General features: G+C 33.4%; 29 protein-coding genes and 2 tRNA genes. 12 read left to right on the top strand and 19 right to left on the bottom strand.

The features are described 5' to 3' along the window. Positions 1 to 27 precede the first annotated feature (27 nt). The 10 genes from HRU50_RS02250 to tgt all read right to left on the bottom strand — a co-directional run bounded on the left by HRU50_RS02250 (position 28) and on the right by tgt (position 10,388). Positions 28 to 450: a secondary thiamine-phosphate synthase enzyme YjbQ gene (locus HRU50_RS02250; protein WP_296347700.1), complete on the bottom strand. Its 423-nt coding sequence runs from the start codon at positions 448 to 450 to the stop codon at positions 28 to 30. Continuing rightward, a complete protein-coding gene (locus tag HRU50_RS02245; RefSeq protein WP_296347716.1) occupies positions 450 to 1,634 on the bottom strand; it encodes an asparagine synthetase B in 1,185 nt (394 codons plus the stop codon). The genes HRU50_RS02250 and HRU50_RS02245 overlap by 1 nt, the downstream gene beginning before the upstream one ends. A gap of 146 nt (positions 1,635 to 1,780) precedes the next feature. Next, positions 1,781 to 2,506 carry a sulfotransferase family protein gene (locus tag HRU50_RS02240; protein WP_296347699.1) on the bottom strand — a complete coding sequence of 242 codons (726 nt, stop codon included), beginning with the start codon at positions 2,504 to 2,506 and terminating at the stop codon, positions 1,781 to 1,783. Next, positions 2,493 to 3,416, bottom strand: coding sequence for an aminotransferase class IV (locus HRU50_RS02235; protein ID WP_296347697.1), 924 nt, complete (start codon positions 3,414 to 3,416; stop codon positions 2,493 to 2,495). The genes HRU50_RS02240 and HRU50_RS02235 overlap by 14 nt, the downstream gene beginning before the upstream one ends. A 56-nt stretch (positions 3,417 to 3,472) precedes the next feature. Then, positions 3,473 to 4,507, bottom strand: coding sequence for an AI-2E family transporter (locus HRU50_RS02230; protein ID WP_296347695.1), 1,035 nt, complete (start codon positions 4,505 to 4,507; stop codon positions 3,473 to 3,475). Between the two features lie 72 nt (positions 4,508 to 4,579). Then, positions 4,580 to 6,112: a replicative DNA helicase gene (dnaB, locus tag HRU50_RS02225; RefSeq protein ID WP_296347693.1), complete on the bottom strand. Its 1,533-nt coding sequence runs from the start codon at positions 6,110 to 6,112 to the stop codon at positions 4,580 to 4,582. A 168-nt stretch (positions 6,113 to 6,280) separates the two neighbouring features. Next, positions 6,281 to 7,234: an acetyl-CoA carboxylase carboxyltransferase subunit alpha gene (locus HRU50_RS02220; RefSeq protein ID WP_296347691.1), complete on the bottom strand. Its 954-nt coding sequence runs from the start codon at positions 7,232 to 7,234 to the stop codon at positions 6,281 to 6,283. Between the two features lie 48 nt (positions 7,235 to 7,282). After that, positions 7,283 to 8,191, bottom strand: coding sequence for a DMT family transporter (locus HRU50_RS02215; RefSeq protein ID WP_296347689.1), 909 nt, complete (start codon positions 8,189 to 8,191; stop codon positions 7,283 to 7,285). Next, positions 8,178 to 9,254 (bottom strand): LptF/LptG family permease, encoded by a 1,077-nt coding sequence (locus HRU50_RS02210; protein WP_296347686.1) that lies wholly within the window; start codon positions 9,252 to 9,254, stop codon positions 8,178 to 8,180. The genes HRU50_RS02215 and HRU50_RS02210 overlap by 14 nt, the downstream gene beginning before the upstream one ends. 3 nt (positions 9,255 to 9,257) lie before the next feature. Continuing rightward, complete coding sequence (tgt, locus tag HRU50_RS02205) at positions 9,258 to 10,388, bottom strand: tRNA guanosine(34) transglycosylase Tgt (RefSeq protein ID WP_296347684.1); 1,131 nt, start codon at positions 10,386 to 10,388, stop codon at positions 9,258 to 9,260. Positions 10,389 to 10,555: 167 nt separating this feature from the next. Between tgt and HRU50_RS02200 the strand changes: the two genes are divergently transcribed. The 6 genes from HRU50_RS02200 (at position 10,556) to HRU50_RS02175 (ending at position 14,563) form a co-directional block, all read left to right on the top strand. Beyond that, entirely contained in the window at positions 10,556 to 11,401 is an 846-nt protein-coding gene (locus tag HRU50_RS02200; protein ID WP_296347682.1) for a transketolase, read from the top strand. A 20-nt stretch (positions 11,402 to 11,421) separates the two neighbouring features. Then, positions 11,422 to 12,375: a transketolase C-terminal domain-containing protein gene (locus HRU50_RS02195; protein ID WP_296347680.1), complete on the top strand. Its 954-nt coding sequence runs from the start codon at positions 11,422 to 11,424 to the stop codon at positions 12,373 to 12,375. A 54-nt stretch (positions 12,376 to 12,429) separates the two neighbouring features. Then, positions 12,430 to 13,017, top strand: coding sequence for an outer membrane beta-barrel protein (locus HRU50_RS02190; protein WP_296347678.1), 588 nt, complete (start codon positions 12,430 to 12,432; stop codon positions 13,015 to 13,017). 84 nt (positions 13,018 to 13,101) lie between these two features. Beyond that, the gene (locus HRU50_RS02185) at positions 13,102 to 13,470 is read left to right on the top strand and encodes a S4 domain-containing protein (RefSeq protein WP_296347676.1); all 369 of its coding nucleotides are present in this window, start codon (positions 13,102 to 13,104) and stop codon (positions 13,468 to 13,470) included. Continuing rightward, positions 13,457 to 14,047, top strand: a complete 591-nt coding sequence (locus HRU50_RS02180) for a methyltransferase domain-containing protein (protein WP_296347674.1) — start codon at positions 13,457 to 13,459, stop codon at positions 14,045 to 14,047. Before HRU50_RS02185 ends, HRU50_RS02180 begins: the two co-directional genes overlap by 14 nt. 12 nt (positions 14,048 to 14,059) lie before the next feature. Beyond that, on the top strand, positions 14,060 to 14,563 hold the full coding sequence (locus tag HRU50_RS02175; RefSeq protein ID WP_296347671.1) for a phosphoribosyltransferase domain-containing protein: 504 nt from the start codon (positions 14,060 to 14,062) through the stop codon (positions 14,561 to 14,563). Here HRU50_RS02175 and HRU50_RS02170 read toward each other — a convergent pair. Beyond that, entirely contained in the window at positions 14,555 to 15,076 is a 522-nt protein-coding gene (locus tag HRU50_RS02170) for a shikimate kinase (RefSeq protein WP_296347670.1), read from the bottom strand. The genes HRU50_RS02175 and HRU50_RS02170 overlap by 9 nt on opposite strands. 126 nt (positions 15,077 to 15,202) lie before the next feature. On the opposite strand from HRU50_RS02170, the gene HRU50_RS02165 reads away from it, so the two are divergent. Further along, positions 15,203 to 15,275 (top strand) — tRNA-Lys (locus HRU50_RS02165). Between the two features lie 52 nt (positions 15,276 to 15,327). Then, positions 15,328 to 15,412 (top strand) — tRNA-Leu (locus tag HRU50_RS02160). 130 nt (positions 15,413 to 15,542) lie between these two features. Here HRU50_RS02160 and HRU50_RS02155 read toward each other — a convergent pair. The 6 genes from HRU50_RS02155 to HRU50_RS02130 form a co-directional block, all read right to left on the bottom strand. Next, positions 15,543 to 15,923 (bottom strand): hypothetical protein, encoded by a 381-nt coding sequence (locus HRU50_RS02155; RefSeq protein ID WP_296347668.1) that lies wholly within the window; start codon positions 15,921 to 15,923, stop codon positions 15,543 to 15,545. 12 nt (positions 15,924 to 15,935) lie between these two features. Beyond that, complete coding sequence (locus HRU50_RS02150; RefSeq protein ID WP_296347666.1) at positions 15,936 to 18,056, bottom strand: translation factor GTPase family protein; 2,121 nt, start codon at positions 18,054 to 18,056, stop codon at positions 15,936 to 15,938. Between the two features lie 268 nt (positions 18,057 to 18,324). Then, a complete protein-coding gene (locus tag HRU50_RS02145) occupies positions 18,325 to 19,344 on the bottom strand; it encodes an alpha/beta hydrolase (protein WP_296347664.1) in 1,020 nt (339 codons plus the stop codon). A gap of 2 nt (positions 19,345 to 19,346) precedes the next feature. Beyond that, complete coding sequence (locus tag HRU50_RS02140; protein ID WP_296347662.1) at positions 19,347 to 19,886, bottom strand: nuclear transport factor 2 family protein; 540 nt, start codon at positions 19,884 to 19,886, stop codon at positions 19,347 to 19,349. A 1-nt stretch (position 19,887) separates the two neighbouring features. Further along, positions 19,888 to 20,400, bottom strand: a complete 513-nt coding sequence (locus HRU50_RS02135) for a nuclear transport factor 2 family protein (RefSeq protein WP_296347660.1) — start codon at positions 20,398 to 20,400, stop codon at positions 19,888 to 19,890. A gap of 178 nt (positions 20,401 to 20,578) precedes the next feature. Beyond that, positions 20,579 to 21,487, bottom strand: a complete 909-nt coding sequence (locus tag HRU50_RS02130) for an AraC family transcriptional regulator (protein ID WP_296347658.1) — start codon at positions 21,485 to 21,487, stop codon at positions 20,579 to 20,581. A 188-nt stretch (positions 21,488 to 21,675) separates the two neighbouring features. On the opposite strand from HRU50_RS02130, the gene HRU50_RS02125 reads away from it, so the two are divergent. The 4 genes from HRU50_RS02125 to HRU50_RS02110 are packed head-to-tail and all read left to right on the top strand — an operon-like array spanning position 21,676 to position 25,390. Continuing rightward, positions 21,676 to 22,578, top strand: coding sequence for a MerR family transcriptional regulator (locus HRU50_RS02125; protein WP_296347656.1), 903 nt, complete (start codon positions 21,676 to 21,678; stop codon positions 22,576 to 22,578). A gap of 6 nt (positions 22,579 to 22,584) precedes the next feature. Further along, positions 22,585 to 24,045, top strand: a complete 1,461-nt coding sequence (gene crtI, locus HRU50_RS02120) for an NAD(P)/FAD-dependent oxidoreductase (RefSeq protein ID WP_296347654.1) — start codon at positions 22,585 to 22,587, stop codon at positions 24,043 to 24,045. Positions 24,046 to 24,092: 47 nt separating this feature from the next. Continuing rightward, positions 24,093 to 24,932: a phytoene/squalene synthase family protein gene (locus HRU50_RS02115; RefSeq protein ID WP_296347653.1), complete on the top strand. Its 840-nt coding sequence runs from the start codon at positions 24,093 to 24,095 to the stop codon at positions 24,930 to 24,932. 11 nt (positions 24,933 to 24,943) lie between these two features. Next, positions 24,944 to 25,390 (top strand): sterol desaturase family protein, encoded by a 447-nt coding sequence (locus HRU50_RS02110; RefSeq protein ID WP_296347651.1) that lies wholly within the window; start codon positions 24,944 to 24,946, stop codon positions 25,388 to 25,390. A 5-nt stretch (positions 25,391 to 25,395) separates the two neighbouring features. Here the strand turns inward: HRU50_RS02110 and HRU50_RS02105 are convergent, their stop codons facing one another. Beyond that, positions 25,396 to 25,956, bottom strand: coding sequence for a TlpA disulfide reductase family protein (locus HRU50_RS02105; protein WP_296347648.1), 561 nt, complete (start codon positions 25,954 to 25,956; stop codon positions 25,396 to 25,398). A gap of 107 nt (positions 25,957 to 26,063) precedes the next feature. Beyond that, positions 26,064 to 26,942: an anti-sigma factor gene (locus HRU50_RS02100; RefSeq protein ID WP_296347646.1), complete on the bottom strand. Its 879-nt coding sequence runs from the start codon at positions 26,940 to 26,942 to the stop codon at positions 26,064 to 26,066. Positions 26,943 to 26,976 lie beyond the last annotated feature (34 nt).

The raw sequence follows: 26,976 nt of genomic DNA, 5'->3' as shown, positions 1-26,976 counted from the left end.
AATCGGATTTTTGTTTTTTATTTCTCTTTAGTTTCCAAAAGCTGTGATAACTATATTTCTCCCTGAAGCATAATCTCTATGCTCACAAAGATAAATACCTTGCCATATTCCTAGATTGAGTTTACCATTTGTAATTGGTATCTGTACAGATGTACCCATTAAAGATGCTTTTATATGCGCAGGCATATCATCTGCACCTTCATACGTATGTTTATAATAAGGCTGATTTTCTGGCACTAAGACATTCATGTGACTTTCAAAATCTTCTCTCACAGTTGGATCTGCATTTTCATTAATAGTTAAACTTGCAGATGTGTGCTTTATAAATACTTGTAGATGACCAATAGTTATTCCTTTCATCTCTGGAAGCGCATTTACAACTTCATGAGTGATTAAATGAAAACCTCTAGAAAATGATTTTAATCTCAATTCTTTTTGAAAAAACTTCATCAGGTTTTTTGCTTTTTCTTTTTAGCAGCAGGAAATAAGACATTATTAAGTATTAATCTATAACCTGGTGATGTAGGATGTAAGTCTAATTCTGTTTTTGGATCTCCTACTCTATGTGTGTAATCTTCTGGGTCATGACCACCATAAAACGTAAAGAAGCCTTTTCCTTTAATGCCATGAATATACTTGGCTTCTCCATTGGTTTTGTTTTCTCCCATAACCAAAACATTAGATTTAATTTCTTCTCTTGTAAAAGAAGTTGTTTGTCCCATAAAACCTTTTACTAAAGCTGTATGATTTTGTGTTAACATTGTTGGAATAGGATCCCATTTTGCTGAATACTCCATCAACGAAAAATAATCTGTTTGAAATGGAATCTGACGTTTTCTTGTCATATCTATTGAAGAAAATTCATAGACATTTGGGCTACGCTCTAGCGTATAATCTTTAAAGGCAAATGTTTTTGAGTAATCTATTTTGTTTTGATAACCTGGATCACTACCATCACCATCAAACATTGGCTCGCAAATATCTACACCTTCAGCTGACAAAGCAATATCAAAACTATCTGTAGCAGAACACATGGCAAACATAAATCCGCCACCAACAACATAATCTCTAATTTTTAATGCTACATCTCGTTTTGCTTCAGAAACTTTATTGTAACCAAGTTTCTTTGCTAATTCTTCTGCTCGCTTTTTTTCTTCAATATACCAAGCTGCTGATCTGTATGATCTATAGAATTTACCATATTGCCCTGTAAAATCTTCATGATGCAAGTGCAACCAATCATATAACAGTAATTCATCCTTTAAAACTTCTTCATCGTAAATCGTTTCATAAGGAATCTCGGCATATGTCAATACCATAGTTACTGCATCATCCCAAGGTTGTTTACCATAAGGTGTATAAACAGCAATTTTAGGTGCTTTCTCTAAAACTACAGCTTCTTGATTCACCGAAGGACTAGCAATATCTTCTAAAATTTTAGCTGCTTTTGTATCTGAAATTACTTCAAAAGAGACACCTCTAATTTGACATTCGCGCTGAATAATCTCAGCAAATGGCAATAAAAATGAACCACCTCTATAGTTTAGAAGCCAATTTACTTTTAACTCACGTTCTAACGTCCAATAGGTTATTCCATAAGCTTTTAAGTGATTTTCTTGAGATTCTGCATCCATAGGAATAAGAATATAGGAGGCATTTGCCTTAAAACAGAAAACAGTTAAAATAAGTATGATTACAGTTTTTTTCAAGCTCATAGATTTAGAACGAAATATACTTAAATTTTAGTCTTTTAAGATTGGATTTATCATTCTTTTAAGAGCTAAAGTGCATATTTTAACAGCTTTTGATAATAAACATTACTTACCTGATAGAGTGGTTTCAAATGTTCTGGAAAAGGTTCTTCTTTTGGTCTGTATTTTATAAAACCTGTAGATTTATGAACGTTAGAATACCAATATTTTGCCCAAATACCATCTTCTTGCAATTGTTGTGCTTTCCAAGACAGCATACATTTTTCAAAAGGAATATCTATAAACTCACATAATTTTGATAAAACGACTTTTGGGTTTTCAAGCACTCTTTTAGAATCTAATACTGTGAACGGAATATCATTTTTCTGAAAATATTCTAACAATTCAATATGAAGTTTATAACCAACATCTTCTAGCTTTGGATTCTTAATAATCTTATCTAAAGAAGGCAGCATATCTTTTGGGTCTCTTGTAAGTATAACGTTAATGGTTTTATGCATAAAAGACCTATCCAAATCGAGAAGATGATGCGTCATGTGCTTAAAAAACAATACAGCTTTTTCATTATCATTTAGCATCATATCTACAACTTTATAGCCATCATTTTCCATCGTTGCTAGTATATCTTCTGTTCCTGGATGATAACTATGTGCTTGTGGATGACGTTTTAAATAATAAGCATATAAAGGTTCATCAAAGACCTTGGTATCGCCACGCTGTGCAAAGGAATACATTAAAGCTGTTGAAATATTGCGTGGTCCAGACCACAAACAAACGCGTTTAGTTTTTTGCATTACTTACTGTAGCATTTATTAATTGATTATATAAATCACTTAATGTCTTGGTCATATTTCCATAGTTTCCATCTCCAATTACTCTGCCATCAATTTTTGTAACAGGTGTTAAACCACCAAAAGTTCCAGTAACAAAAGCTTCGTCAGCCCCATAAACATCAAAAAGTGAAAAATCCTTTTCGCAACATGTTATATCATTAGCCTTGCAAACTTCAATAACTTTAGCTCGTGTAATACCATTCATGCAATACTTGCCAGTAGATGTCCATACTTCATTGCCCTTCACAATAAAAAAATTGGTCGCATTGCAAGTTGCTGCAAAACCATGAATATCTAACATTAAAGCTTCATCTGCACCAGCTTCGATAGCTTGTATTAGTGCCTGCACCTCGTGCAGTTTACTGTGACAATTTAATCTTGGGTCTAAATAATCTGGTGAACCTCTTCGTATAGTACTTGTAAAAAGCGTGATTCCTTTTTCCTTTGACGCAACGGAAGCTGTTTTATACTCTGGAATAATAACAACATTTGGACCAGAAATGGTTAACCTCGGATCTTGGGATGGTGTTTTTTTAATGCCGCGAGTTACCATAATTCTAACATGAACTCCATCAGTCATCTGATTCGCATCCAGTACATGTTTAACTTTAGCTTCTAACTCATCTTTTGAAAAGGGTAAATGCATACCTACTGTCGCTGCAGCATGCCATAATCTATTAAAATGATCTTCTTTAAAAACTAAAACTCCATGATGTAACCTCAGTGCTTCCCACACTCCATCTCCAACTAAATAGCCACTATCAAAAACTGAAATTTTAGCTTCATTTCTTTCAAAAAGTTGATCATTAATGGAAATTAAAATGCTATCATTTCTGTCATCTTTAAGTGCATTATGCGTACCATGAACCATATTAAAAATCTTTATGTTGAAAGATACTTAAAATAGTAATTATAGAATGTAGAAGTTTATTGAAGTTTGGTCTCGTTACCAGAAAGTAAACTGGCAATAATTTTAGTGCTTTCGAACTGCTCGAGGATAATCTTAATAAAAACCGTAATAGGAATTGCCATAATTAATCCTGGAATGCCCCATAAAAATCCCCAAAACATCAGCATGACGAGGACAGCAATAATATTTATAGAAAACGATTTACCCATGAAAACAGGTTCTAAAATTGCACCAAACACAACTTGAACCATAGTTATAGATAAAATGAAGAAGAACAAAGTACTTGTTGGATCTAGCTCAACTAAAGCGAATGTTGATAATGAAATTACCGCAATGAATGATCCAACCATCTGCACAAAATTTATTGCAAAGGCAAATAAGCCCCAAAAAATTGGGAAACTCACGTCAAAGAATACACACATTAAACCAGTAAACAAGCCTGTTAAGGCACTGACTAAAAACTTAACCTTTATGAATTTTATTAAGTCTTTTTCAATTTTCATAAATGCCTTAATAGAAGTATGCTTTTGTTTTAAAATAGTGTTATTTAAAAGCTTATGAACGTTTATAGATTCAGCCAACCATAATACCACAAAAAACGCAGTCATCAATAGTGTGGTAAAAAAGGTTCTCACAAATCCCAAGGTGCTACCTATATTATCTTTCTCAAAAAATTGACCTATGAAGTTTTTATCTTCACTAAAGGTAATACCGAAACTTTCAGATAAATGCAGTTTTAAATCAGCTATTTTCTCTTCAGCCATTGGAAAAAACTCTGACTGCGTAGCTAAAATCTCTCTACTAGATAATTGAATTAATTCTACACCTAACCAAACACTTAAAGAAACTAATAACAATACAAAAATGATACTTATTGCTTTAGGCACGTTTCGTCTCCCAAACCAACGCATTATTGGTAAAAACAACAATGCTATAAACATTGAAAGAATCAATGGAATAAAAATGAAGGATAGTATTTTAAGTAAATAAAATACTAGAGGTATTACAATGATTAACAACAAAATATTTGTTGTACGTGTTTGATTTAGCATGAATTAGTTCTCTTTCAAATAGCGAGCCGCAAAGATACATGAAAAGGTAAATACCTACTACAAAAAAAGTTATTAAAACGGAACATCATCATCTTCTGGTGCTCCAAATGCATCTGTTGGATCAGGGAAGTTGCTCGGCTTAAATGTATCGTCATTAGCGGCTGCATTCATTTTAGAATGGAACTCACCAAATGGCGTGTCAAAATCATCGAGATTATCAAACTTACCAAGATGACCAATAAACTTCAACCTAATATTTTCTAAACCACCATTTCTATGCTTAGCAACAATAAACTCTCCTTGACCTTCAGTTGGAGAACGTTCTTCATCATCCCATTCATCAATCTTATAATACTCTGGTCTGTAGATAAAACTTACAATATCGGCATCTTGCTCAATTGCACCAGATTCACGAAGGTCGGATAATAAAGGACGTTTACTTCCACCACGAGTTTCAACCGCACGCGATAACTGAGATAAGGCTATTACAGGTACATTTAATTCTTTTGCTAGAGCTTTTAGGTTACGTGAAATCATAGAAATTTCTTGCTCACGGTTACCACCTTTTTGACTTCCACCAGCGGTCATTAACTGCAAGTAATCTATCATAATCATTTTTATGCCATATTGTGAAGCTAAACGACGTGCTTTTGCTCTTAAATCGAATATGGAAAGTGATGGTGTATCATCAATATATAAAGGTGCTTTCTCTAGTGTCTTTACCTTAACATTTAGTTGTTCCCATTCATGTTTTTCAAGTTTACCTGTTCTTAACTTTTCAGAAGACAAACCTGTTTCAGAAGAAATTAAACGTGTTATTAACTGAACAGATGACATCTCTAAAGAGAAGAATGCTACGGGTTGATTGAAATCTACAGCAATATTTCTCGCCATAGTTAATGTTAAAGCTGTTTTACCCATACCTGGACGTGCAGCAACAATGATTAAATCACTTGGTTGCCAACCAGAAGTTAACTTATCTAGCTTAGTAAATCCTGTTGGTATACCACTTAAACCTTCTTTATTTGATATTTCTTCAATCTTTTTCTTAGCCTTAATCACCAAACTCTGAGCTGTCTCAGTTGACTTTTTAACATTTCCCTGAGTCACCTCATACAACTTTGCCTCAGCATTATCTAAAAGATCAAAAACATCTTTAGTCTCATCGTAGGCCTCTTCAATAATTTCGTTTGAAATCTTTATTAAACTTCTCTGAATATACTTCTGAAGAATAATACGTGCATGGAATTCTATATGTGCCGAAGATGATACTCTTTGTGTTAAAGAAATGAGGTAAAAATCACCACCTATTACATCTAGCTTTGCATCTTTCTTTAATTGTGTTGAAACGGTTAATAAGTCAATTGGCTCACTATTTTCAAACAATTTAAAAATAGCCTCAAATATGTGTTTGTGCGCCTCTTTGTAAAATGCTTCAGGGCTTAAGATATCAATAACTTCATCGACACCTCTTTTATCAATCATCATAGCTCCCAACACAACTTCCTCTAAATCAATTGCTTGCGGAGGTATCTTTCCTTTTTCTAAACTTATAAGTGCGCTTTTATCTACCTTGTAACCTTGTACGGGATTTGGTTGTTTCATAGTTTACGAAAGTAGCTAAATAGTTAACATAAACTGCAGATTGTATGTGTTCAATCTCAACAGGTCTTTAACAATCTAACTGTTAATAACTTAAAAATATTGTTAATAGCGACAAAAAAAACCGAAGCTAAAAACTTCAGTTTTTTAAGTTGCTTATGTTTAGGGGAATTAGTCTTTATAGACTCCCATTTGATCATATTTATTCATACGATTTTCTACCAACTCTTCTGGTGATAAGTTTTTAAGTTCTTCGTATGATTTCACTATGGCATCTTTAACTGCATCAAATGTTTTTTCTCTATTTGTATGAGCACCACCAAGAGGTTCTTTAATGATTTGATCTACCAACTTCATGCGCTTCATATCTTTGGCTGTAAGTTTTAATGCTTCTGCAGCTTGTTCTTTATACTCCCAACTTCTCCATAAAATTGAAGAACAAGACTCTGGAGAAATAACAGAGTACCATGTATTTTCTAACATCATTACTTTGTCTCCTACACCAATACCTAAAGCACCACCAGATGCACCTTCACCAATAATAACAGTAATTATTGGTACTTTAAGACGCGACATTTCTAAGATATTTCTAGCGATAGCTTCACCTTGACCACGTTCTTCAGCTTCTAAACCTGGATAAGCACCTGGAGTGTCAATTAAAGTCACTACGGGAATACCAAATTTTTCTGCAGATTTCATAAGTCTTAATGCCTTACGATAGCCTTCAGGATTTGACATCCCAAAATTTCTATATTGTCTTGTCTTTGTATTGTAACCTTTCTGTTGACCAATAAACATGTAAGATTGATCGCCAATCTTACCAAGTCCACCGATCATTGCTTTATCGTCCTTAACATTTCTATCACCATGTAATTCTAACCAAGTATCACCACATAGGGCTTGAATATGATCTAAAGTATAAGGTCTATTAGGATGACGAGACAATTGTACACGTTGCCAAGCTGTAAGATTTTTATATATTTCTTTCTTAGTTTCTGCTAATTTCTTCTCAATTTGCTTGCAAGTTTCACTGACATCTACATCACTTTCTTCGCCAATAATCTGACACTTATCTAGTTGTTCTTCAAGCTCTTTAATAGGTAATTCAAACTCTAAATATTCCATACAATTTGAAATTAATTTGTTTAGTTAGTAGATGCAAATATAAAAACTTTAATTGGTTATACTTGAAGTTTTCTGTTTTCGTCGCTTGTAATTTTTGAACAACGCATCAAGTATTAAAGTAACAATTATAACTAGTGCACCGATATAAAATTGAGGTGACATTTTCTCAGATTCTGGAAAGAATATCAATGCTAGAATAATGCCATAAACCGGTTCGAGATTATAACTCAGGATTACAGTAAATGGGCTAATGTATCTCATCACCTCTACAGCACCTATAAATGCGTAAGCTGTGCAAACTGAAGCCAGAATAAAAAGGTATATCCAATCTTCATTTGAGAGTAAAAAGAAACGTTCATCAAAATTGGTCCCTGAAAAATATATAAATACAGTCAAAAACAACACTCCGCTAATAAACTCATAAAAAGATATTACAGTTGCTTTATGCCTTTCTATAAAACGCCCATTTACTACCGCAAATAAGGTTGAAAACAGTGCCGATAGTAAACCTAAAACAATCCCATTGATATATTTGAGTTCGCTATTCAAAATTAATGAAACTCCTAAAACAACAACTACTCCAAAAATTATCTCATATGCTTGTATTCTACGTTTAAAAAAAATAGGCTCTATAAATGAGGCAAAAAAAGCACCAGAGGAAAACATGGCTAGCGCAATTGAAACATTTGATTGTTTTATTGATTCAAAAAAAGTGACCCAATGTAAAGCTATAATTATTCCTGCTGCCGAAAATTGTAGTATAGCTTTTTTAGAAACCTTTATATTTATCTTAGTAAGTTTTATAAAAAGGAACATTAAAATGGCTGCAATCACCATTCTATACCAAACTAAAGGACTTGAACCAATGGAAATTTTCTTTCCTAAAATGGCCGTAAAACCTGCAATAAAAACAAGTAGATGTAAATGAAGGTAATGCTTTAGTTTAGCGTTTGGCATTTTGCAGAAGATAAACAGCTAAAATACCAAATAAAATATTAGGCAACCATACAGCTAGAATAGGGTCGAAACTAGATTGAGAAGCCATAACGCCAAAGATTTTATCAAAGAACACATATATCATTGCTATCGCTATACCAAAAGCAAGATTAATTCCCATTCCTCCACGTCGTTTGATGGAAGATACTGCAACTGCAATAATAGTCAGAATAAAGATAGACACAGGTATGCTCCATTTTTTCAACTTAACAACTTCATACCTACCAATATTTTTTGAACCGCGTCTTTTCTCATCTTCAATAAAGTCTAAAAGTTCGCCATAAGATTTTGTTTCAGCAGCATACTGAACAGGTGCCAAATCCTCTAGCTCAAATGGAAATATGGTATCTTTTCTTCGTTGCTTTTGTACAAATTCTATCCCATCTTTAAAAGTTCTTTTCACATACGATGTTAATCGATATGTACTATCTTTTTCTACAAACCTTATATTATCTGCAAAGATTTTATACTTCAACTCATTACCTTCCACATGTTCTAATGTAAAATTCGTCCCTAATTGTCGTTTAGGAATAAAGCTACTGACATAGATATAATCATTATCATTGATTTGTTGAAAGACATCATCTGTATCTTGAAGCTTTCTTCCCTTCTTAAGGTATTTAAACTTAAATTCATTAAAGCCTTGACTTGCAATTGGTGCTAAGTACATTCCAAGAAACAACGCAAATGAGGCTACAATAACACCACCAACTATATAGGGTCTCAAGAATCTCGTAAATGATACGCCTGAGCTCAAAAAAGCTACAATCTCAGTGTTGTTGGCCAGTTTTGATGTAAACCAGATTACCGAAAGAAATAAAAATAAAGGAAAAAGCAGGTTTGCAAAATAGATCGTAAAGTTGACGTAATAAAGTGCAATCTCACCAAATGGTGCTTTGTTTTCTATCATCTTCCCAACTTTCTCAGCAAGATCAACTGTTATACCTATTGGTATAAACAGTAATAACATCATTAAAAATGTAAATAGATAACGCTTAAGTATGTACCAATCTAATATCTTCACCGATTACAACCTCTTATCCATTTGTTTAACCATCATGTCTTTCCATGATCTAAAATCTCCAGTAATGATATGTTTTCTAGCCTCTCTTACCAACCATAAATAAAAACCTAGATTATGAATTGTTGCAATTTGTTTACCTAGCATCTCATTAACTGAGAACAAATGTTTTAAATAGGCTTTACTATATTCCAAATCAACATAAGTAATTCCCATTTCATCGATAGGAGAAAAGTCATCAGCCCATTTTTTATTTTTTATGTTAATGGTTCCTTGTGCAGTAAACAGCATTCCATTTCTAGCATTTCTAGTTGGCATAACACAGTCAAACATATCTACACCTAACGCAATATTTTCTAAAATATTGATTGGAGTACCAACACCCATTAAATACCTTGGTTTATCTTCTGGTAAAATATCACAAACTACTTCGGTCATACCATACATTTCCTCTGCTGGTTCACCTACAGACAATCCGCCAATAGCGTTCCCTTCTGCCCCAACATTAGCGATATATTCGGCAGATTGTTGTCGCAAGTCTTTATAAATACTTCCTTGAACTATTGGAAAAAACGTCTGTTCATAATCATATTTAAACGGTGTTTTTTTAAGGTGCGTTAAACAACGTTCTAACCAACGATGGGTCATATGCATAGAACGCTTCGCATATTGGTAATCGCATGGATATGGAGTACATTCATCAAAAGCCATGATAATATCTGCTCCGATACTACGTTGAACTTCCATCACATTTTCTGGTGTAAATACGTGGTAACTACCATCTATATGTGACTTAAACTTAACACCTTCTTCTTTAATTTTCCTATTTGCTGATAAAGAATATACTTGATAACCACCCGAATCTGTTAGAATATTTCTATCCCAATTCATGAATTTATGAAGACCACCTGCTTGTTCTAGGATTGGTGTTTGAGGTCTTAAATACAAATGGTATGTATTACCAAGAATTATATCTGGATTGATATCATTCTTTAATTCTCTTTGGTGCACACCTTTTACTGAAGCTACAGTACCAACGGGCATAAAAATAGGTGTCTCAATAACCCCATGATCCGTTGTTATTTTACCAGCTCTAGCCTTGGTTCCCTTATCTTTTGCTATGCAATTAAAATCCATGAAAAATTTAGTCTGGTGGCAAATATAAATAACTCAATTGCAAACCGCTCTTAATTAAAATTAAAATTGTTAGCAATTCATCAAAATCGTTGATAAATGAAATTGTCAAGCCTTTGCATGACTGCATAAAAGGGCTATTTTTGCAGCATTAATTTAAGCAAATCAAAATGCCAAACATTCAACAATTAGAAGATTTAACAACGCAAGTTCGTAGAGACATTTTGCGAATGGTACATAAAGTAAACTCTGGTCATCCTGGAGGTTCGTTAGGTTGTGCCGAATTTTTTGTAGCACTTTACAAAGAAATTATGGAAACCAAGGAAGGTTTTGATATGGACGGGATTAGTGAAGATGTATTCTTCCTGTCTAACGGACATATTTCACCAGTGTATTACAGTGTATTAGCAAGATCTGGATATTTTCCGGTTGATGAATTAAATACATTTCGATTAATTGATTCTAGATTACAAGGTCACCCAACAACACATGAAGGCTTACCAGGAGTAAGAATTGCTTCGGGTTCATTAGGACAAGGAATGTCAGTAGCCATTGGTGCTGCTGAAGCAAAAAAATTAAATAACGACGACCATATCGTTTATAGTTTACACGGTGATGGTGAGTTACAAGAAGGACAAAACTGGGAAGCTGTAATGTATGCCGCTGGTAATAAAGTTGATAACCTTATTGCTACTATCGATGTTAACGGTCAACAAATTGACGGTTCTACAGACAACGTATTACCTATGGGCAACTTAAGAGCTAAGTTTGAAGCTTTTGGTTGGACTGTTGTTGATATTGAAGAAGGTAATAACGTTGAAGCTATTCTTAAAGGAATGTCAGAAGCTAAATCTTTGGCAGGTAATGGCAAACCAGTATGTGTACTTTTAAAAACTGTGATGGGTAATGGTGTAGATTTTATGATGCACACACATGCTTGGCACGGAAAAGCCCCTAATGATAAGCAATTAGCAACAGGTCTTGCTCAAAATGCCGAAACTTTAGGTGATTATTAATCTTCAATCTCAAGAAAAAAATGAAAACATATACAAACACAGGAAATAAAGATACACGCTCAGGTTTTGGTGCTGGATTAACAGAACTTGGAAAGAAAAACGAAAATGTAGTAGCACTTTGTGCTGACTTAACTGGCTCACTAAAAATGGATGAATTTAAAGAAAATCATCCTGAACGTTTTTTTCAAGTTGGTATCGCTGAGGCCAATATGATTGGTATTGCTGCAGGTATGACTATTGGAGGTAAGATTCCTTTTACCGGTACTTTTGCTAATTTCTCGACAGGTAGAGTTTATGACCAAATTAGACAAAGTGTTGCATACTCAGGTAAGAATGTAAAAATCTGTGCTTCACACGCTGGAGTTACTTTAGGTGAAGATGGTGCTACCCACCAAATCCTTGAAGACATTGGTCTTATGAAAATGTTACCTGGCATGACTGTGATTAATACTTGTGACTTTAATCAAACTAAGGCTGCAACATTAGCCATTGCAGAGCATGACGGACCAGTATATTTAAGATTTGGTAGACCAAAAGTTGCTAACTTCACACCTGAAGACCAAACTTTTGAAATTGGTAAAGCTGTACAATTAACAGAAGGTGATGATGTAACTATTGTTGCTACTGGTCACTTAGTTTGGGAAGCTTTAGAGGCTGCAAAAGCACTTCATGAAGAAGGCATTTCTGCTGAAGTTATAAATATCCACACAATTAAACCATTAGACGATAAAGCTATTTTAGATTCAGTTGCAAAAACTGGATGTATTGTTACTGCTGAAGAGCATAATTATCTTGGTGGTCTTGGTGAAAGTGTTGCCAGAGTTTTAGCGAAACATAATCCTACTCCACAAGAGTTTGTTGCTACCAATGACACCTTTGGTGAATCTGGTACTCCAGCCCAATTGATGGTAAAATATGGCTTAGATAGTGCTGCTATTCAAAAAGCTGCGAAAGCAGCCATAAAAAGGAAATAATTTTCTTTTGGCAACGTTTTTGATACTGTATACCTAATCTTAAAAACGAATAATATGAAAAAATTAGTTATTACAAGTATGTTTTGTTTATGTGCCATGTTTTTATCGCAGGCACAAAATGGAAGTGGTTTCGGTATCAAAGGTGGTCTAAACTATGGTGGTACAGGAGATTACTTCAGTTCTATCAGTGACAACTATCAAAGTCCTGATAGAAATTTAGGTTATCATGTTGGTATTTTTGGTAAAATTGGTGACCAAATTTACTTTAAGCCAGAATTAGTTTACACGCAACTAAAAAGCGACTACAACAGCGGTGAGTTTGAATTGACTAAGTTAGATGCACCATTACTTGTTGGTCTTAAAGTTCTAGGACCTGTAAGTGTTTTTGGTGGGCCATCATTACAGTATATTTTAGACACAGGTTTTGAAGGTTTAAGTGTAAATGAAGTTCAGGATGATTTTTCTGTTGGACTTAACTTCGGAATAGCTCTTAACTTAGGAAAATTAGGTTTAGACCTACGTTATGAGCGTGGATTCAACAATAATGAAGCAACATTATTTGACAACAACAATATCAATGTCAACGATCGCTTAGACACACGACCAGAACAGCTTATTTTAAGCCTTTCAGTAAAACTTTAAAAGTTTTAAATAAGAATTAAAAAGAGTCACCTTTGTGGCTCTTTTTTATTTTAATCCTATTTTTACAATAAAGTTATTGTATTGATGAGAATTGATAAGTTTTTATGGTGTGTGAGATACTACAAGACCCGTAGCATAGCTACCAATGCCTGCAAAAAAGGCCAAATAAAAGTCAATGAGGCGGTTGTTAAACCTTCTAGAGAAGTTTATCCTACTGACAAAATTGAACTAAGAAAAGATCAAATAGTATACAAACTCACCGTTAATGACCTTCCGCCTAACAGAGTTGGTGCAAAACTTGTTGATATTTATAGAACAGATACCACACCAAAATCTGCGTTCGAAGCTAAGGAGCTTTTAAAATATAGTAAAGACTATTACCGCAAAAAAGGCACAGGAAGGCCAACAAAAAAAGATAGACGTGATATAGACGACTTTTATGACATTGACTAATTTAGACTCGGACTATTGGGAAAAAAGATATCAAAACAACCAAACAGGCTGGGATATTGGCGAACCTTCAACCCCAATTAAAACATATGTTGATCAACTTAAGGACAAGAATATTAAAATTCTTATACCTGGTGGAGGTAACAGTTATGAAGCTGAGTATTTGTGGCACAACGGATTTAAAAATATTTTTGTTGCAGATATTGCATTGTCACCATTAAAAAACTTAAAGCAAAGAGTTGAAGACTTCCCAGATTCTCAACTTCTACACAGTGATTTTTTCAAACTAGATAATAAGTTTGACTTTATCATTGAACAGACATTTTTCTGTGCACTCAATCCTGATTTAAGAATGCAATATACTGAGCAAATGCTCAAGTTATTAAAATCTCATGGTAAATTAGTCGGACTTTTGTTCGATTTTGAATTAACCAGTGAAGGTCCTCCTTTCGGTGGAAGTATTGAAGAATACCAAAATCTGTTTCAAAATGGATTTAGAATAAAGACACTTGAAAAATCAAGAAATTCTATAAAACCAAGAGAAGGAAAGGAACTGTTTTTTATCTTTGAAAAAAGATAGTATTATTATTTTATGGCGCTTACCAAAAATTCAATCCTGAGTCACAAAGAAATAGAACACAAAATTAAACGTATAGCCTATCAGATATACGAATGTAATGTTGAAGAGTCTGAAATTATAATTGCAGGAATTGAAAACAATGGTTACTTACTAGCGCGTAAATTGAAAGCCGTATTAGATAAAATTTCTGATATTGATTCTACCTTATGTAAGGTAAAAGTAAATAAAAATGAACCTACACAGCCTGTTGAAACCTCAATAAAATCGGAAGAGTATGCTAACAAGTCTTTAGTATTGGTAGATGATGTGTTAAATTCAGGAAGTACTCTAATTTATGGGATAAAGCACTTTTTAGATGTACCATTAAAGCAATTTAAAACAGCGGTTTTGGTGAATAGAAATCACAAAAAATATCCAGTAAAAGCAGACTTTAAAGGCATTTCTTTATCTACTTCATTTTACGAGCATGTCCATGTTCAATTGTCAAAACAACCATACGAGGCTTACCTAGATTAAAAGTATAATTATTTCCTCTAAAATATTCTTAATACTTTTTTGATCTGCATTTATAACATACTTGGCTTGGCTGTAAAATTGCACACGTTCAAAGAGATGTTTACCTATAAATTCTGTTAAATCTTCTTGGGATTGAATATGACTAATTAATGGGCGCTTTTCACGTTCATTAAATAACCTTTGTGATAAATTAGGGATTGCTAACTTCAGATATAAAGAGATCACATTAGCATTTGCAGCAATTGCACTCATATTGTCATAATAACAAGGCGTACCACCACCTAATGATAAAACCGTATTGTCCTTAGAACTTAAGATCTCATTGAGATAGTGGTGTTCTTGTTTTCTAAAATAAATCTCACCTTTAGTGGTAAATATATCAGAAATTGATGATCCTTCGCTACTTGAAATATAGTCATCTAGGTCAATAAAATTATACTCTAGTGCATCAGCCAATTGACTTCCAATTGTCGATTTTCCTGAACCCATATAACCTATTAAAACTATAATCATAATCGTTAAAAATTGATTATTAAACAACTAACTATTTACGTAACAAAAAAACAAAAAAATAAATGAAAAAAGTATTGTTTTATTAATTAAACCTTATATATTTGCACCCGCGTTCAAAGGAACAATGACCAGGTAGCTCAGTTGGTAGAGCATCTCCCTTTTAAGGAGAGGGTCCTGGGTTCGAGCCCCAGCCTGGTCACAAAAGTTAAGTTTTTATACTTAACTTTTTTTTTATCTTTATGTTTACACACGCGCACGTGGCGGAATTGGTAGACGCGCTGGCTTGAGGGGCCAGTGACCGCTTAGGTCGTGGAAGTTCGAATCTTCTCGTGCGCACTAATTAAAATTTCTAGACATTGTAATAAAAACATTTTTTAAATTTGTTTTTTGTCTTATCAAATTAAAAAGCCATAAACTAATGCTTATGGCCTTTAAATTTATATATAGATTCAGTTAGTTACATCTATTATAAAACTTCTAAAAAGAAATTCATCATTTCTTCTTTAAGGTCGTAATGAAGCTTAATATACGTGCGCATATCTTCTTTTAAAGTATGTTGTTCATTTTGAAAACGTCCGTAGATATTTTCATTAATTGCTGCATTATTAATATTAGCAATTTTATTACGACAACGGTGCTTTAATTTTGAAATCGCATCTTTTTCTATCATTATTCTATTCTGAAAAACTTCTAGTTTAACAGCTACCAAAGCATCTTGATTTCTGCTAGCTATTTCTTCAAGTTTTTCTTGAAAGGTATCCATTTCATTAAAATGGAACTGTAATTCACGCTTCCAAGTATCTACATTAAACCTTAAATCGCTTAGATATAATATTTGATTTTCCATAATTTGTTGTTTTTAGGTTGTTACTGCTTCTTTTGATTCTACTATTTGTTTTTGTATGTGAGTTGGCACAGCACTATAGGCTTCAAATTTGCTCGAATAAGTCGCTCTACCTTGAGTGATTGAACGTAATTGACTCGAGAAATTATTTAGTTCTGCACTCGGAATAACACATTTAAGTATTTGATAATGTGCCTCTGTGTCTATACCTTGAATAATGGCGCGTCTACTTTGTAATTCTGTCATTACATTACCTACCATAGCTTCTGGAACACGGAGCGTCATTAGCTCTGTAGGTTCTAATAATTTTGGATTTGCATTTAAAAAGGCTTCTTTAAACGCATGAGCACCTGCAATTTTAAAAGAAATGTCATTAGAGTCTACTGCATGCATTTTTCCGTCATAAACCATAACTCTTATATCTCTTGCATAAGAATCTGTTAATGGTCCTGATTCCATAACTTCAAGGATACCTTTCATTACAGAAGGTAAATAACGCTGGTCTATTACACCACCAACAATACAATTATAAAATACTAATTTTCCTTCCCAAGGTAAATCAACTACTTCTTTTCCTCTAATCGAGAAACCTTCGGGTTCAGGCATACCTTCATAATAAGGTTCTATTTTAAGATGCACTTGCCCAAACTGACCAGAACCACCACTTTGCTTTTTATGTCTATAATTAGCTTTTGCACTTCGCTGTATGGTCTCCCGATACGCTATGGTTGGGGTTTCAAATACAGGTTGAACCTCGTAGATGTTTTCTAAAATCCAGGTAAGTGTTGCCAAATGCAATTCACCTTGTGTACCTACAATAGTCTCTTTAGTTTCTGTATTATAATGAATGTCTACCGTTAAATCTTGACTGTGAATTTTTCGTAATGCATCTGCTAATTTCTCTTCATCAGAAGTGACTGCTGATTTTACTGATTTTAACACACGTGGTTGTGGAAACTTTATAGGCTTTATGGTTCCATTTTCCGCCTTTGATGATAAGGTATCATTTGTTTCAGTGAATTTAAGCTTGGTCGTAGCACCAATATCACCAACTGTTAATTTCTGAACACTATGTTTTTCGTTACCATCCATTATAAATAATTGATTGATGGTCTCTAATTCACCAGTTCTAGTATTATATAACTTGTCATTTGCATTTATTTCACCAGACATTACTTTAAAGAAAGCTAATTGCCCTAGATTAGGTTGATAAATGGTTTTAAATACAAACAAAGATGTATCTGCGTCTATTGTAGGTGAAATTAAATCACCTTCTATGGTTTGTTCTGGTTTTAAATCAGCTGCAGCTGGCGCTACATTATCAATAAAGCCCATTAAACGTCCTGTTCCCATATCTTTTAAAGCAGACACACAGAACACAGGAAACATATCATGATTAAGCATACCTAACTTAATACCTTTACGCATCTCAGCTTCATTTAATGTTCCTTTATCAAAATAAAGTTCCATTAATTCTTCATCGTTCTCAGCAGCTTTCTCTACTAGTTCATTATGCAATTGGTTGGCATACTCTAATTCATCTTCGGGAATTTGTAATTTTTCTGGTTTTCCACCTTCTAGTCCAAACTTGTAACATTTCATTTTAAGCACATCAATAATGCATTGTGCACCATCAATTATCTTAGGATATTGTACAAGAACGGCACTATTCCCAACCATATGTTTTAAACTCTCTATACTCGTCTCAAAATTGGCTTTTTCGCTATCAATCTTATTAATTACAAATAGTGTAGGCTTATGATATTTATCTACATAATTCCAAATAATTTCTGTACCAATATCTGCGCCGTGTTTTGCATTTATAACAGTTACAATAGTATCAGCCACACGAATAGAAGACATAATTTCTCCGATAAAATCATCTAAACCTGGTGTGTCAATAATATTAATTTTATAATTACGCCATTCTGTATGTAAAGGTGTAGCAAAAACAGAAGCACCTCTTTGGTGCTCAATGTCGTGATAGTCGGACACCGTATTTTGATGCTCTACAGTGCCTCTTCTCTTTATTAATCCTGCTTCAAAAAGCATGGTCTCTGATAAAGTGGTTTTGCCAGAGCGATGGGCTCCGACAAATGCCACATTTTTAATGTGTTTATTATCGAATACTTTCATAATTTATGGATGTTTTTAAATGAATTGGATTAAGGCACAAGGCAAAACTTAATAGAAGTTGAGTCTTTTGATGTATTTTGAATGCCCCAATCATAAGAAGTGAAAATTGCTAATGAATGTAAAACACATTCACATCTATAAAGGTAACTTCCTTTATAAAAAGAAAATATGATAAAAGTTAGGTTTGAGTAATTCCTTTTCGAGAATTTATAAAACAAAAAAAGGGAAATGCAAAATGCATTTCCCCTTAAAAACATTGATTAATCTATTATAAATTAGACTTAAAAAATTTAGTGGTTTTATCTACCGCTAAAACGACTTCTGCTTCTTGGTCATAAAAACTAAACTGATGCATTGGTGAAGCTAATTCTATATCTACCCAAAACAATTCTTTATCATCTGAAGCTACAGCATCAAAGTACTTTTTTGTGTAATCTGGCAATACACAACCATCACTATGTACCATGAACAAAGGCTTATCTAAATTTTTAGCTGATGGAAATGGGTCTAATGTCAACCAATCTTCCCAAGTTGCCACAGCAAATTGGTCTGCACTCCACTGCGGAATTGCGCCACGCTCTGGATTTAAATAATAATCATACTCACCAAACATTGCAGCAGTTTCATCTGTTGTTGAAATTGCTTTGATGTATGTAAACTCACCTGTTTCTGCATAGGTTTTCTTTGCAGCTTTTGCAGCTTCTATTTTGCCTTGTACGCCTTCTTCACCACCATAAAATAACTTCACTGCTTCGGCATCATGTAACCAAGATGCAGTTGTAGCTACTGCTTTAATATTGTTATCCTCTGAAGCTGCCATTAATGTGTACATTGAACCAGCACAAACACCAAATGCACCAATGTTATCTGTATCAACTTCTGATAAAGTTTGCAAATACGCTACTGCATTTTTGATATCATGAATTTTCATAGCAGGATTTTCCCAAGCTCTTGGTACACCTTCACTTTCGCCATAATTTCTAAAATCGAATGCTAAGGTGATAAAACCTTCTTTAGCAAAGCGTTTTGCATATAATCCTGCCATTTGTTCTTTTACAGTTGTCCAACTTCCAGAACAAACTATTGCTGGATATGTTTTATTTGCGTCATAGTTTTCAGGGTAATATAAGTTACCTACTAAGTTTAAACCTTCACTTTTAAATTGTATTGTTTCCATTGTTTTATGTGTTAATTCTGTTGTATTGTTTTTTGTAATGTTTTGATTTGATTGGTTATCCTTGCATCCTAATACTAGTACAGATGCCAATACTATTATAAGTGTTCTCATTGTTATTTGATTTTATCTATTAATCCAAAGCCACGAGCCGCAACAATTGGATTAAAGATTTCTACGTATTCTGTTATTTTTCCTTCTGAATTAAATTTAAATGTTGAATAATAATCGTTACTGTAAACACCAGCATTATTCTTTAGCTTGATGTGTCCTGAGTATTTCACAAACACCATATTTGGGTCTTCCATTGCGTATAATTCTTCTATTGGAAACGTCATACTATCAAAATTAGGAAATACTGGTGCCCAGTAGCTCTTTATGGCTTCTTTTCCGTTGGCACCTTCAGGAAATAAACCTGAATGATACGGATTAATATGTTGCGCATCTTCAGCAAAGAGATTTGCAATTGCATCTGCGTTTTCGTCTTCTAAAGCTTTGAAAAATGCCTTTACAGAGGCTTTGTTATTTATTGCTATTTCGGTTGTCATTTTATGTGTTTCTTTTAATTGTTGCATTTCTGTTTGAAGTTTTTCAGTATCTGAATTTGTGCAAGAACTTATCAGAATCATTAAAAAAAGAATTAGTAGTTGTCTCATTTTAATCATTTTTTACGTTTTCAATTGCTTTCGTTACCAAAGCTGTATTTCCATCTTGATATTTATAGTTGAAGGTCATTGATGAAATCTTCCATAGGTTATCAATTTTCACTAAGTCAAAATCATAACTACCAACAACAGTCCAAATGTTTCCGTTGTCATCTTCTAGGTAATGTGTTGCAGTTCCGTAGCAAAACAAATGTGCTTCACGTTCTTTACTTTCAATAATGATGTTGCCTATTTGATGATGTGTGTTTGCAAAACCAGGCAATACAGTTTTCCAAGAAGTTGTGATGTCTTTTGGCGTTAATTCAGCAGCAGAATTTCCTGTCATTGACGAATAATCTAGAGTTACCTTAACTGCAAATTGAGCTTCTACTCCATCCCAATTATTAGTATCTGTATTGATAAATAGTTTTGATACGGCTTCTTGTATCTGTTTATAATCTTCCATCTGTTGTGCATTTAATAGTGTTGAACTTGTGATTGCAAGTGCGATAATTAATGATTTCATTGCATCTGTTTTTTGATGATACAAAGATGCAATGGGTTTCTTCGAAAGAATTTATAGAATCAAATGAAGAAGTATAAAAATCAAAGAATCAAAACAACTATCATTACGAGCGTAAGCGAAGTAATCTCATTTTTCTCGGAAAAAGATTACTTCAGCCGCAAACTCCTTCGTAATGACATTAATTACTTTTCCTAAACATATTAGGCGTCTCACCTGTCTGTTTTTTAAAGAAACTACTAAAGTTATTAGGCGAATCAAAATGCAGCGAATACGCTAATTCTTTAATACTCATATCTGTTTGCATCAGTCGAGATTTTGCTAAACTTAATAAATGGTTATGGATATGAGATTTTGCTGTATGACCTGTGATTTGTTTTACAATTGCATTTAAATAATTAGGATGAATTGCTAGCTCGTTTGCATAAAAACTTGGCGAATGTGTTCTTTTATCTGAAGAACTCTGATCGTAAAAACTCGTTTCAATCAAAGTTTGAAATCGTGATAACAAATTAATATCTGCTTTTCTAAACTCTGTTTCTGCTGTATTAGGTTCAACTTGAGCATTAAAAAAACGCTTCACATAATTTAAAAGCACCAAAACTTGAGCTTCAATAATTGTAGATGAATCTGTTTTTAAGTTTTGTTGTTCTTCATAAATAGCTTCATAAACTTGTAACAATTTTGAAACTTCTTCTGGTTTGACTTCAAACGGAACAGATTGGTCTATTTTTAAAAACGGGAATTCAGTAAGTAACTGTTGTAGGTGTTTAGACTGAGTCATAAATTCCTTAGAAAACATAATGTAATAGCCTTCCCAATCTGGTAAAATATCCCAAGAAATGATTTGAAAGGGTGAATTAAAAAATACAGTTGCACCGTCAGGAAAATTAGTATGATGACCAGAAATGGCCTTACCTGAACCCTCAACTTTTATTGCAATAGCATAAAACTCATGCTTAAAAGGTTCCATTTTAGAAACAACAGTTGGCATATTATCCTCAAAACGTCTAATATCAAAAAAAGGTTGCCTCGAAGGTGCAATTTTTATTGCCTCACAATAGTTTGCTATGCTTTTGAAATGCTGCATAACGCAATATACACATCAATCATAAAATTGCAAGTTGTTAAAACCCGATGAAATGTTAATTATTCCGTCGAAAACTTTTTAAAGATGAAATTCAATTCCCATTCAATAATTACTTTATTTAAATTTTGTTAATTATTAGTAAATTCGTCGCTAATAAAGTACTTTTGTTTAACCCTTTTGCAGAAAGAATGAACACGATAAAGAATCAGTTTAGTATTAAGGACTTAGAAAACCTGACAGGAATAAAGGCGCACACCATAAGAATATGGGAAAAACGTTATAACCTTTTGCAACCCAAAAGAACTGATACGAATATTAGATATTATGATTTAGCGAGTTTTCAAAAGTTATTGAATGTAAGCTACCTAAATCAAAACGGTTATAAGATATCTAAAATTGCGGAAATTGACGAAAAGGAAATTCCAAATTTAGTTAGACAAATTGCAGCTGAAGGCAATTTGGAAAGTCATACCATCAATGCTTTTAAATTGGCAATGTTAAATTTTGATCAGATGTTGTTTTACAACACATATGATGCCGCCTTAAAAGAAAAAAGTTTTGATGACGTATTTTATGATGTCTTTATTCCATTGTTAACTGAAATAGGACTTTTATGGCAGACAGATACAATCACGCCTGCTCATGAGCATTTTATAACCGTATTAATTCGACAAAAAATTCTAATTAATACTGAAAATATTAAACCTAAAGTAACAAACGATTCAACCAAGACTTTTGTGTTATACTTACCAGAAGATGAAATACACGAGCTTGGAATTATGTTTGTGAACTATCAATTAATCAAAAAAGGATATCAATCTATTTTCTTAGGCTTCAGTGTGCCAAAAGACAGCCTTTTAGATTTACAGAAATATTACAAAGACATTACATACGTATCTTACTTTACAGTAAAACCAGAAAAAGACAACATTAACGACTACCTAAATGATTTCCATAATAAATTATTAGACAACGGTTCTAATTCTAAGCTGTGGATATTAGGTCATCTATTAAACTCAATGGATTTAGACAACTTACCTCAAGGAGTTACACCATTTAAAAAGATAGGTGATTTGGTAGATAAGCTATAAAAATATATGAGCAAGACGATTTCAATTATTGGTTCAGGATTTTCATCTTTATCTGCGTCTTGCTATCTAGCTAAAGCTGGTTACAACGTCACTATTTTTGAAAAAAATAATACGGTTGGTGGAAGAGCGAGACAATTAAAAAAAGATGGTTTCACTTTTGATATCGGTCCAAGCTGGTATTGGATGCCAGACATCTTTGAAAAGTTTTTTAATGATTTTGGTAAAAGTACTAGTGATTATTACCAATTAGATAAACTAAGTCCTGCGTACAAAATCTTCTTCTCTGACGAAGTTATCACCATTGGTGATCACATGGATCAAATTTGTGAAGAATTTGAACGCATTGAGAAAGGGAGCTCAGTTCCGCTCAGAAAGTTTATTGCTCAAGCACAAGACCATTACGATATCGCTATAAATAAAGTTGTTTTAAAACCAGGTTTATCGCCATTTGAACTGGTAACTAAAGAAACGGTAACACGAGTAGATCGTTTCTTTAAAACTATTAGTTCTGAAGTTCGTAAAAAGTTTAAAAATCCTAAACTTATTTCTACTTTAGAATTTCCAGTTCTTTTTTTAGGGGCTAAACCTAATCAAACACCATCGTTTTATAGCTTTATGAATTATGCTGACTTTGGTTTGGGTACATGGCATCCAAAAGGTGGTATGTATGAAATTATAAAAGGTATGAGCGCCTTAGCGAAAAGTCTTGGTGTTACTATTAAAACAAATAGTAACGTTGAAAAGATTAATGTAAGCAATGGCAAAGCAGCAAGTATTATAGTTAATGGTGAAGTCATAAAATCTGACATTATTTTAAGTGGTGCAGATTATCATCACTCAGAAACGCTTTTAGATGAAAGTTATAGGCAATACAGCGAATCTTATTGGGATAAAAGGACATTTGCGCCGTCGTCTTTGCTTTTTTATGTTGGTTTTAATAAAAAACTAAAGAATATTGAACATCATAACTTGTTTTTTGATACAAATTTTGAAGTTCATGCGGAAAATATATACGATAATCCGAAATGGCCTGATAATCCATTATTTTATGTTAACTTTCCTTCTGTTACCGATACAAGCATGGCACCCGATGGATGCGAAACAGGATTCTTCCTCATTCCAATTGCTCCAGGATTAGAAGATACACCAGAATTACGCCAGCAGTATTTTGATATTATAATCAGCAGATTTGAAGTAAGAACACAACAAGGGGTTCAAGACAATATACTTTTTAAAGAATCTTTTTGCGTAAAAGACTTTATAGATGACTATAATTCTTATAAAGGAAATGCCTACGGTATGGCAAACACATTAATGCAAACGGCATTTCTAAGACCAAAATTAAAAAGTAAAAAAGTAGATAGTCTCTATTTTACCGGCCAGCTGACGGTTCCTGGACCTGGCGTACCGCCTTCTTTAATTTCAGGAAAATTAGTCGCTGAGCTGATTGATAAAAACGAACAATAACAACCGCTTACAAGAACTTCGTCTTTTGTAAGGATAATAAAAAAGCAATGAAATCTATTTTTGACAACGTATCACGAGAATGTAGCAAATTGGTTACCAATTCGTACTCTACATCATTTTCTATGGCAACAAAAATGTTGTCAGAAAGTATCAGACAAGACATTTATAATATTTATGGCTTTGTCCGATTCGCTGATGAAATAGTTGACACTTTTCATGATTATGATAAAGAAACCTTGTTTAAGAATTTTGAAAATGATTTAGAAAGTGCTCTTAAGCATAAAATTAGTTTGAATCCTATATTAAACTCTTTTCAAGAGACTTATCATAAATATGGCATTGATAAACACCTTGTTGATTCATTTATGGATAGTATGCGTTTAGATCTTCACAAAAAAGACTATTTAACAGATGAAGAATACAAAAATTATATCTACGGATCTGCTGATGTTGTTGGTTTAATGTGTCTAAAGGTTTTTGTAAAAGGCGATAATAAAAAGTATGAAGATTTAAAAGATTCAGCAATGAGTCTTGGTTCAGCATTTCAAAAGGTAAATTTTCTAAGAGATTTAAAAGCTGATTTTGAGGATTTAAGCCGAACGTATTTTCCGAATACAGATTTAAATCATTTGGATGAAGCATCTAAAGCAGAAATTATAAAAGACATTGAAAATGACTTTGCGAAAGGTTTAAAGGGTATTAAGAAATTACCTTTAGAAGCGCGTTTTGGTGTTTTCATGGCGTACAGATATTATAACAAACTATTACAAAAACTTAGAAACACTCCAGCGCTAGAAATAAAATCCGCTAGAATTAGAGTACCTAACTACAAAAAAGTTGAGCTACTTACGCGTAGTTATGTGAAATATCAATTAAATTTACTGTAAAAATAACATTGATGCAGACCGTTTATTGGATACTAATCCTTTTAGGAACGTTTTTTATAATGGAATTCAAAGCATGGTTTACACATAAGTATATCATGCATGGATTTTTATGGAGTTTACACAAAGATCATCATCACAAAGAGCATGATAGCTGGTTTGAACGTAATGACACCTTTTTTATTTTCTATGCAGTTGTTAGTATGGCTTGCTTTTATTTGTGGGGTGAACAAGGCGTTTGGTTCGCTTTACCAATTGGTATAGGCATATTATTATACGGCATAGCATATTTTGTGGTACATGACATATTTATTCATCAACGCTTTAAGATTTTAAGAAACATTGATAACAAATATGCAAGAGGTGTGAGACGTGCACATAAAATCCACCATAAGCACCTAGGTAAAGATAAAGGTGAGAACTTTGGAATGTTAATTGTCCCTTTTAAGTACTTTAAATAATTTAATTATTCCGAAAGTAACTGATTTAATTGACTTCTTACTGTATCACTATTCCAGTCAACAGCGCCAGATTCGTCAACCACAATTTCACCTTTCTTATTTATAATAAATGTTCGAGGTATTGATTTGGTAAATAAGGCTTCTGGAATGCTTTCAGAATTGTGCACTACAAAATCAAAGTTGCGCTTTTCTTTAAATTTCTTTACAACATCAAATCCATCACTTGTTAGAAATACAAAAGTGACTTTATCCTTATAATCATTATATAATTCTTGTAAACTTGGCATTTCTGCAATACAAGGTGGACACCAAGTGGCCCAAATATTTATAAAAACTACTTTATCTTTAGTATCACTAAAACTTAAAACTGAACCATCATCTGCAGTCAACTTCCAGTTTGTATGCTTCACTTCAACCCGTTCTGATTCATCTATCATTGAAGATTGGTGGATGTAACTCAAACCTTTATGAAAAAGTATTTGTAGAGGTTCTCTAGTTTGAGGAATTATAATGACAATCACTACAATCAAAAAAACTATATTCTTTAGAGTCAGATGCTTTTTCATAAATACGTAGTCGAAATTAAGTTTCAATATTAAAAAAATAAAACGCATTTTCTAAACTGAAAATACGTTTTATCATTTACAACAAAAATCTAATCAAAAACAGTATCTTAATTTCTAGATACAGTACCTGACATGGTTGAAACTGGTCCTGCACCCATTGAAATTGCTGTATGTGTTGCTGCGCCAGCTGGAACCATATGAGCCAATGGCTTTAACGTAAACGGCGCTGGGCTATTATCTGGATAAGGTTCAACAGAAACAACAACTGTTCTTCCCCTCAAATCTGTTGGAAAAGTGAGTCCTGCTGGAGCATTTTGTAAATAATCCTCGCCTGGATAACCAGGTCCGTTACCTGTATCACCCTTAAAAATAGAAGATGCTGCATTATCATCTGCCATTGATGGATCACTAAATGTACCTGTACTAATTGGTGTCCCATCAAAAACAACCCAACCTTCGTATTTCCAACCATCTGCTAGCGTAGGCAATGTTAAACCAGTTACTGGAGATCCACTTGAGTTGTCTAAAAACCATACACCACTATCTTCATTTCCGTTATCCATATCTGTAGGAGTCGCCAAAATATAGGTACCCGAAGCATTGCTAAAATCTCCAACAATTCCATTAGAATTTACCACTGCTGAAACACCTGTAAAATCACCAGCTAATAGCTTAGTTGGCGCTGGTGCAGGATCAGGGTCAATAGCTGGTTCAATAGAAAGTACGAATGTAGTTGCACTATTGAGTTGGTCTGCATCTACATCAAAGGTCTGCGGAAAATTCACACTAGAAAAGGTACCTGTTGAAACCGGTGCACCATCTACAATTATCCAACCTTCATAAACATAATCATCACCAAGTGGTTCTAAACCTGTTAAGTTCAAAGTTAATTCAGCATTTGAATTTCCTGAATTGTCATCGTCATTACTGCATGAAGTAGCTAAAAACCCAATAGCTAAAACTGCAAAAAACATTTTTTTCATCATTGTCTGTAATTTTAAAGATTATTATTACTTCAAA

The organism is Winogradskyella sp., from assembly GCF_013213835.1.
Lineage (GTDB): Bacteria > Bacteroidota > Bacteroidia > Flavobacteriales > Flavobacteriaceae > Winogradskyella.
Note: the sequence above shows the minus strand (reverse complement) of the source record. Positions and strands in the feature narration are given on the sequence as shown.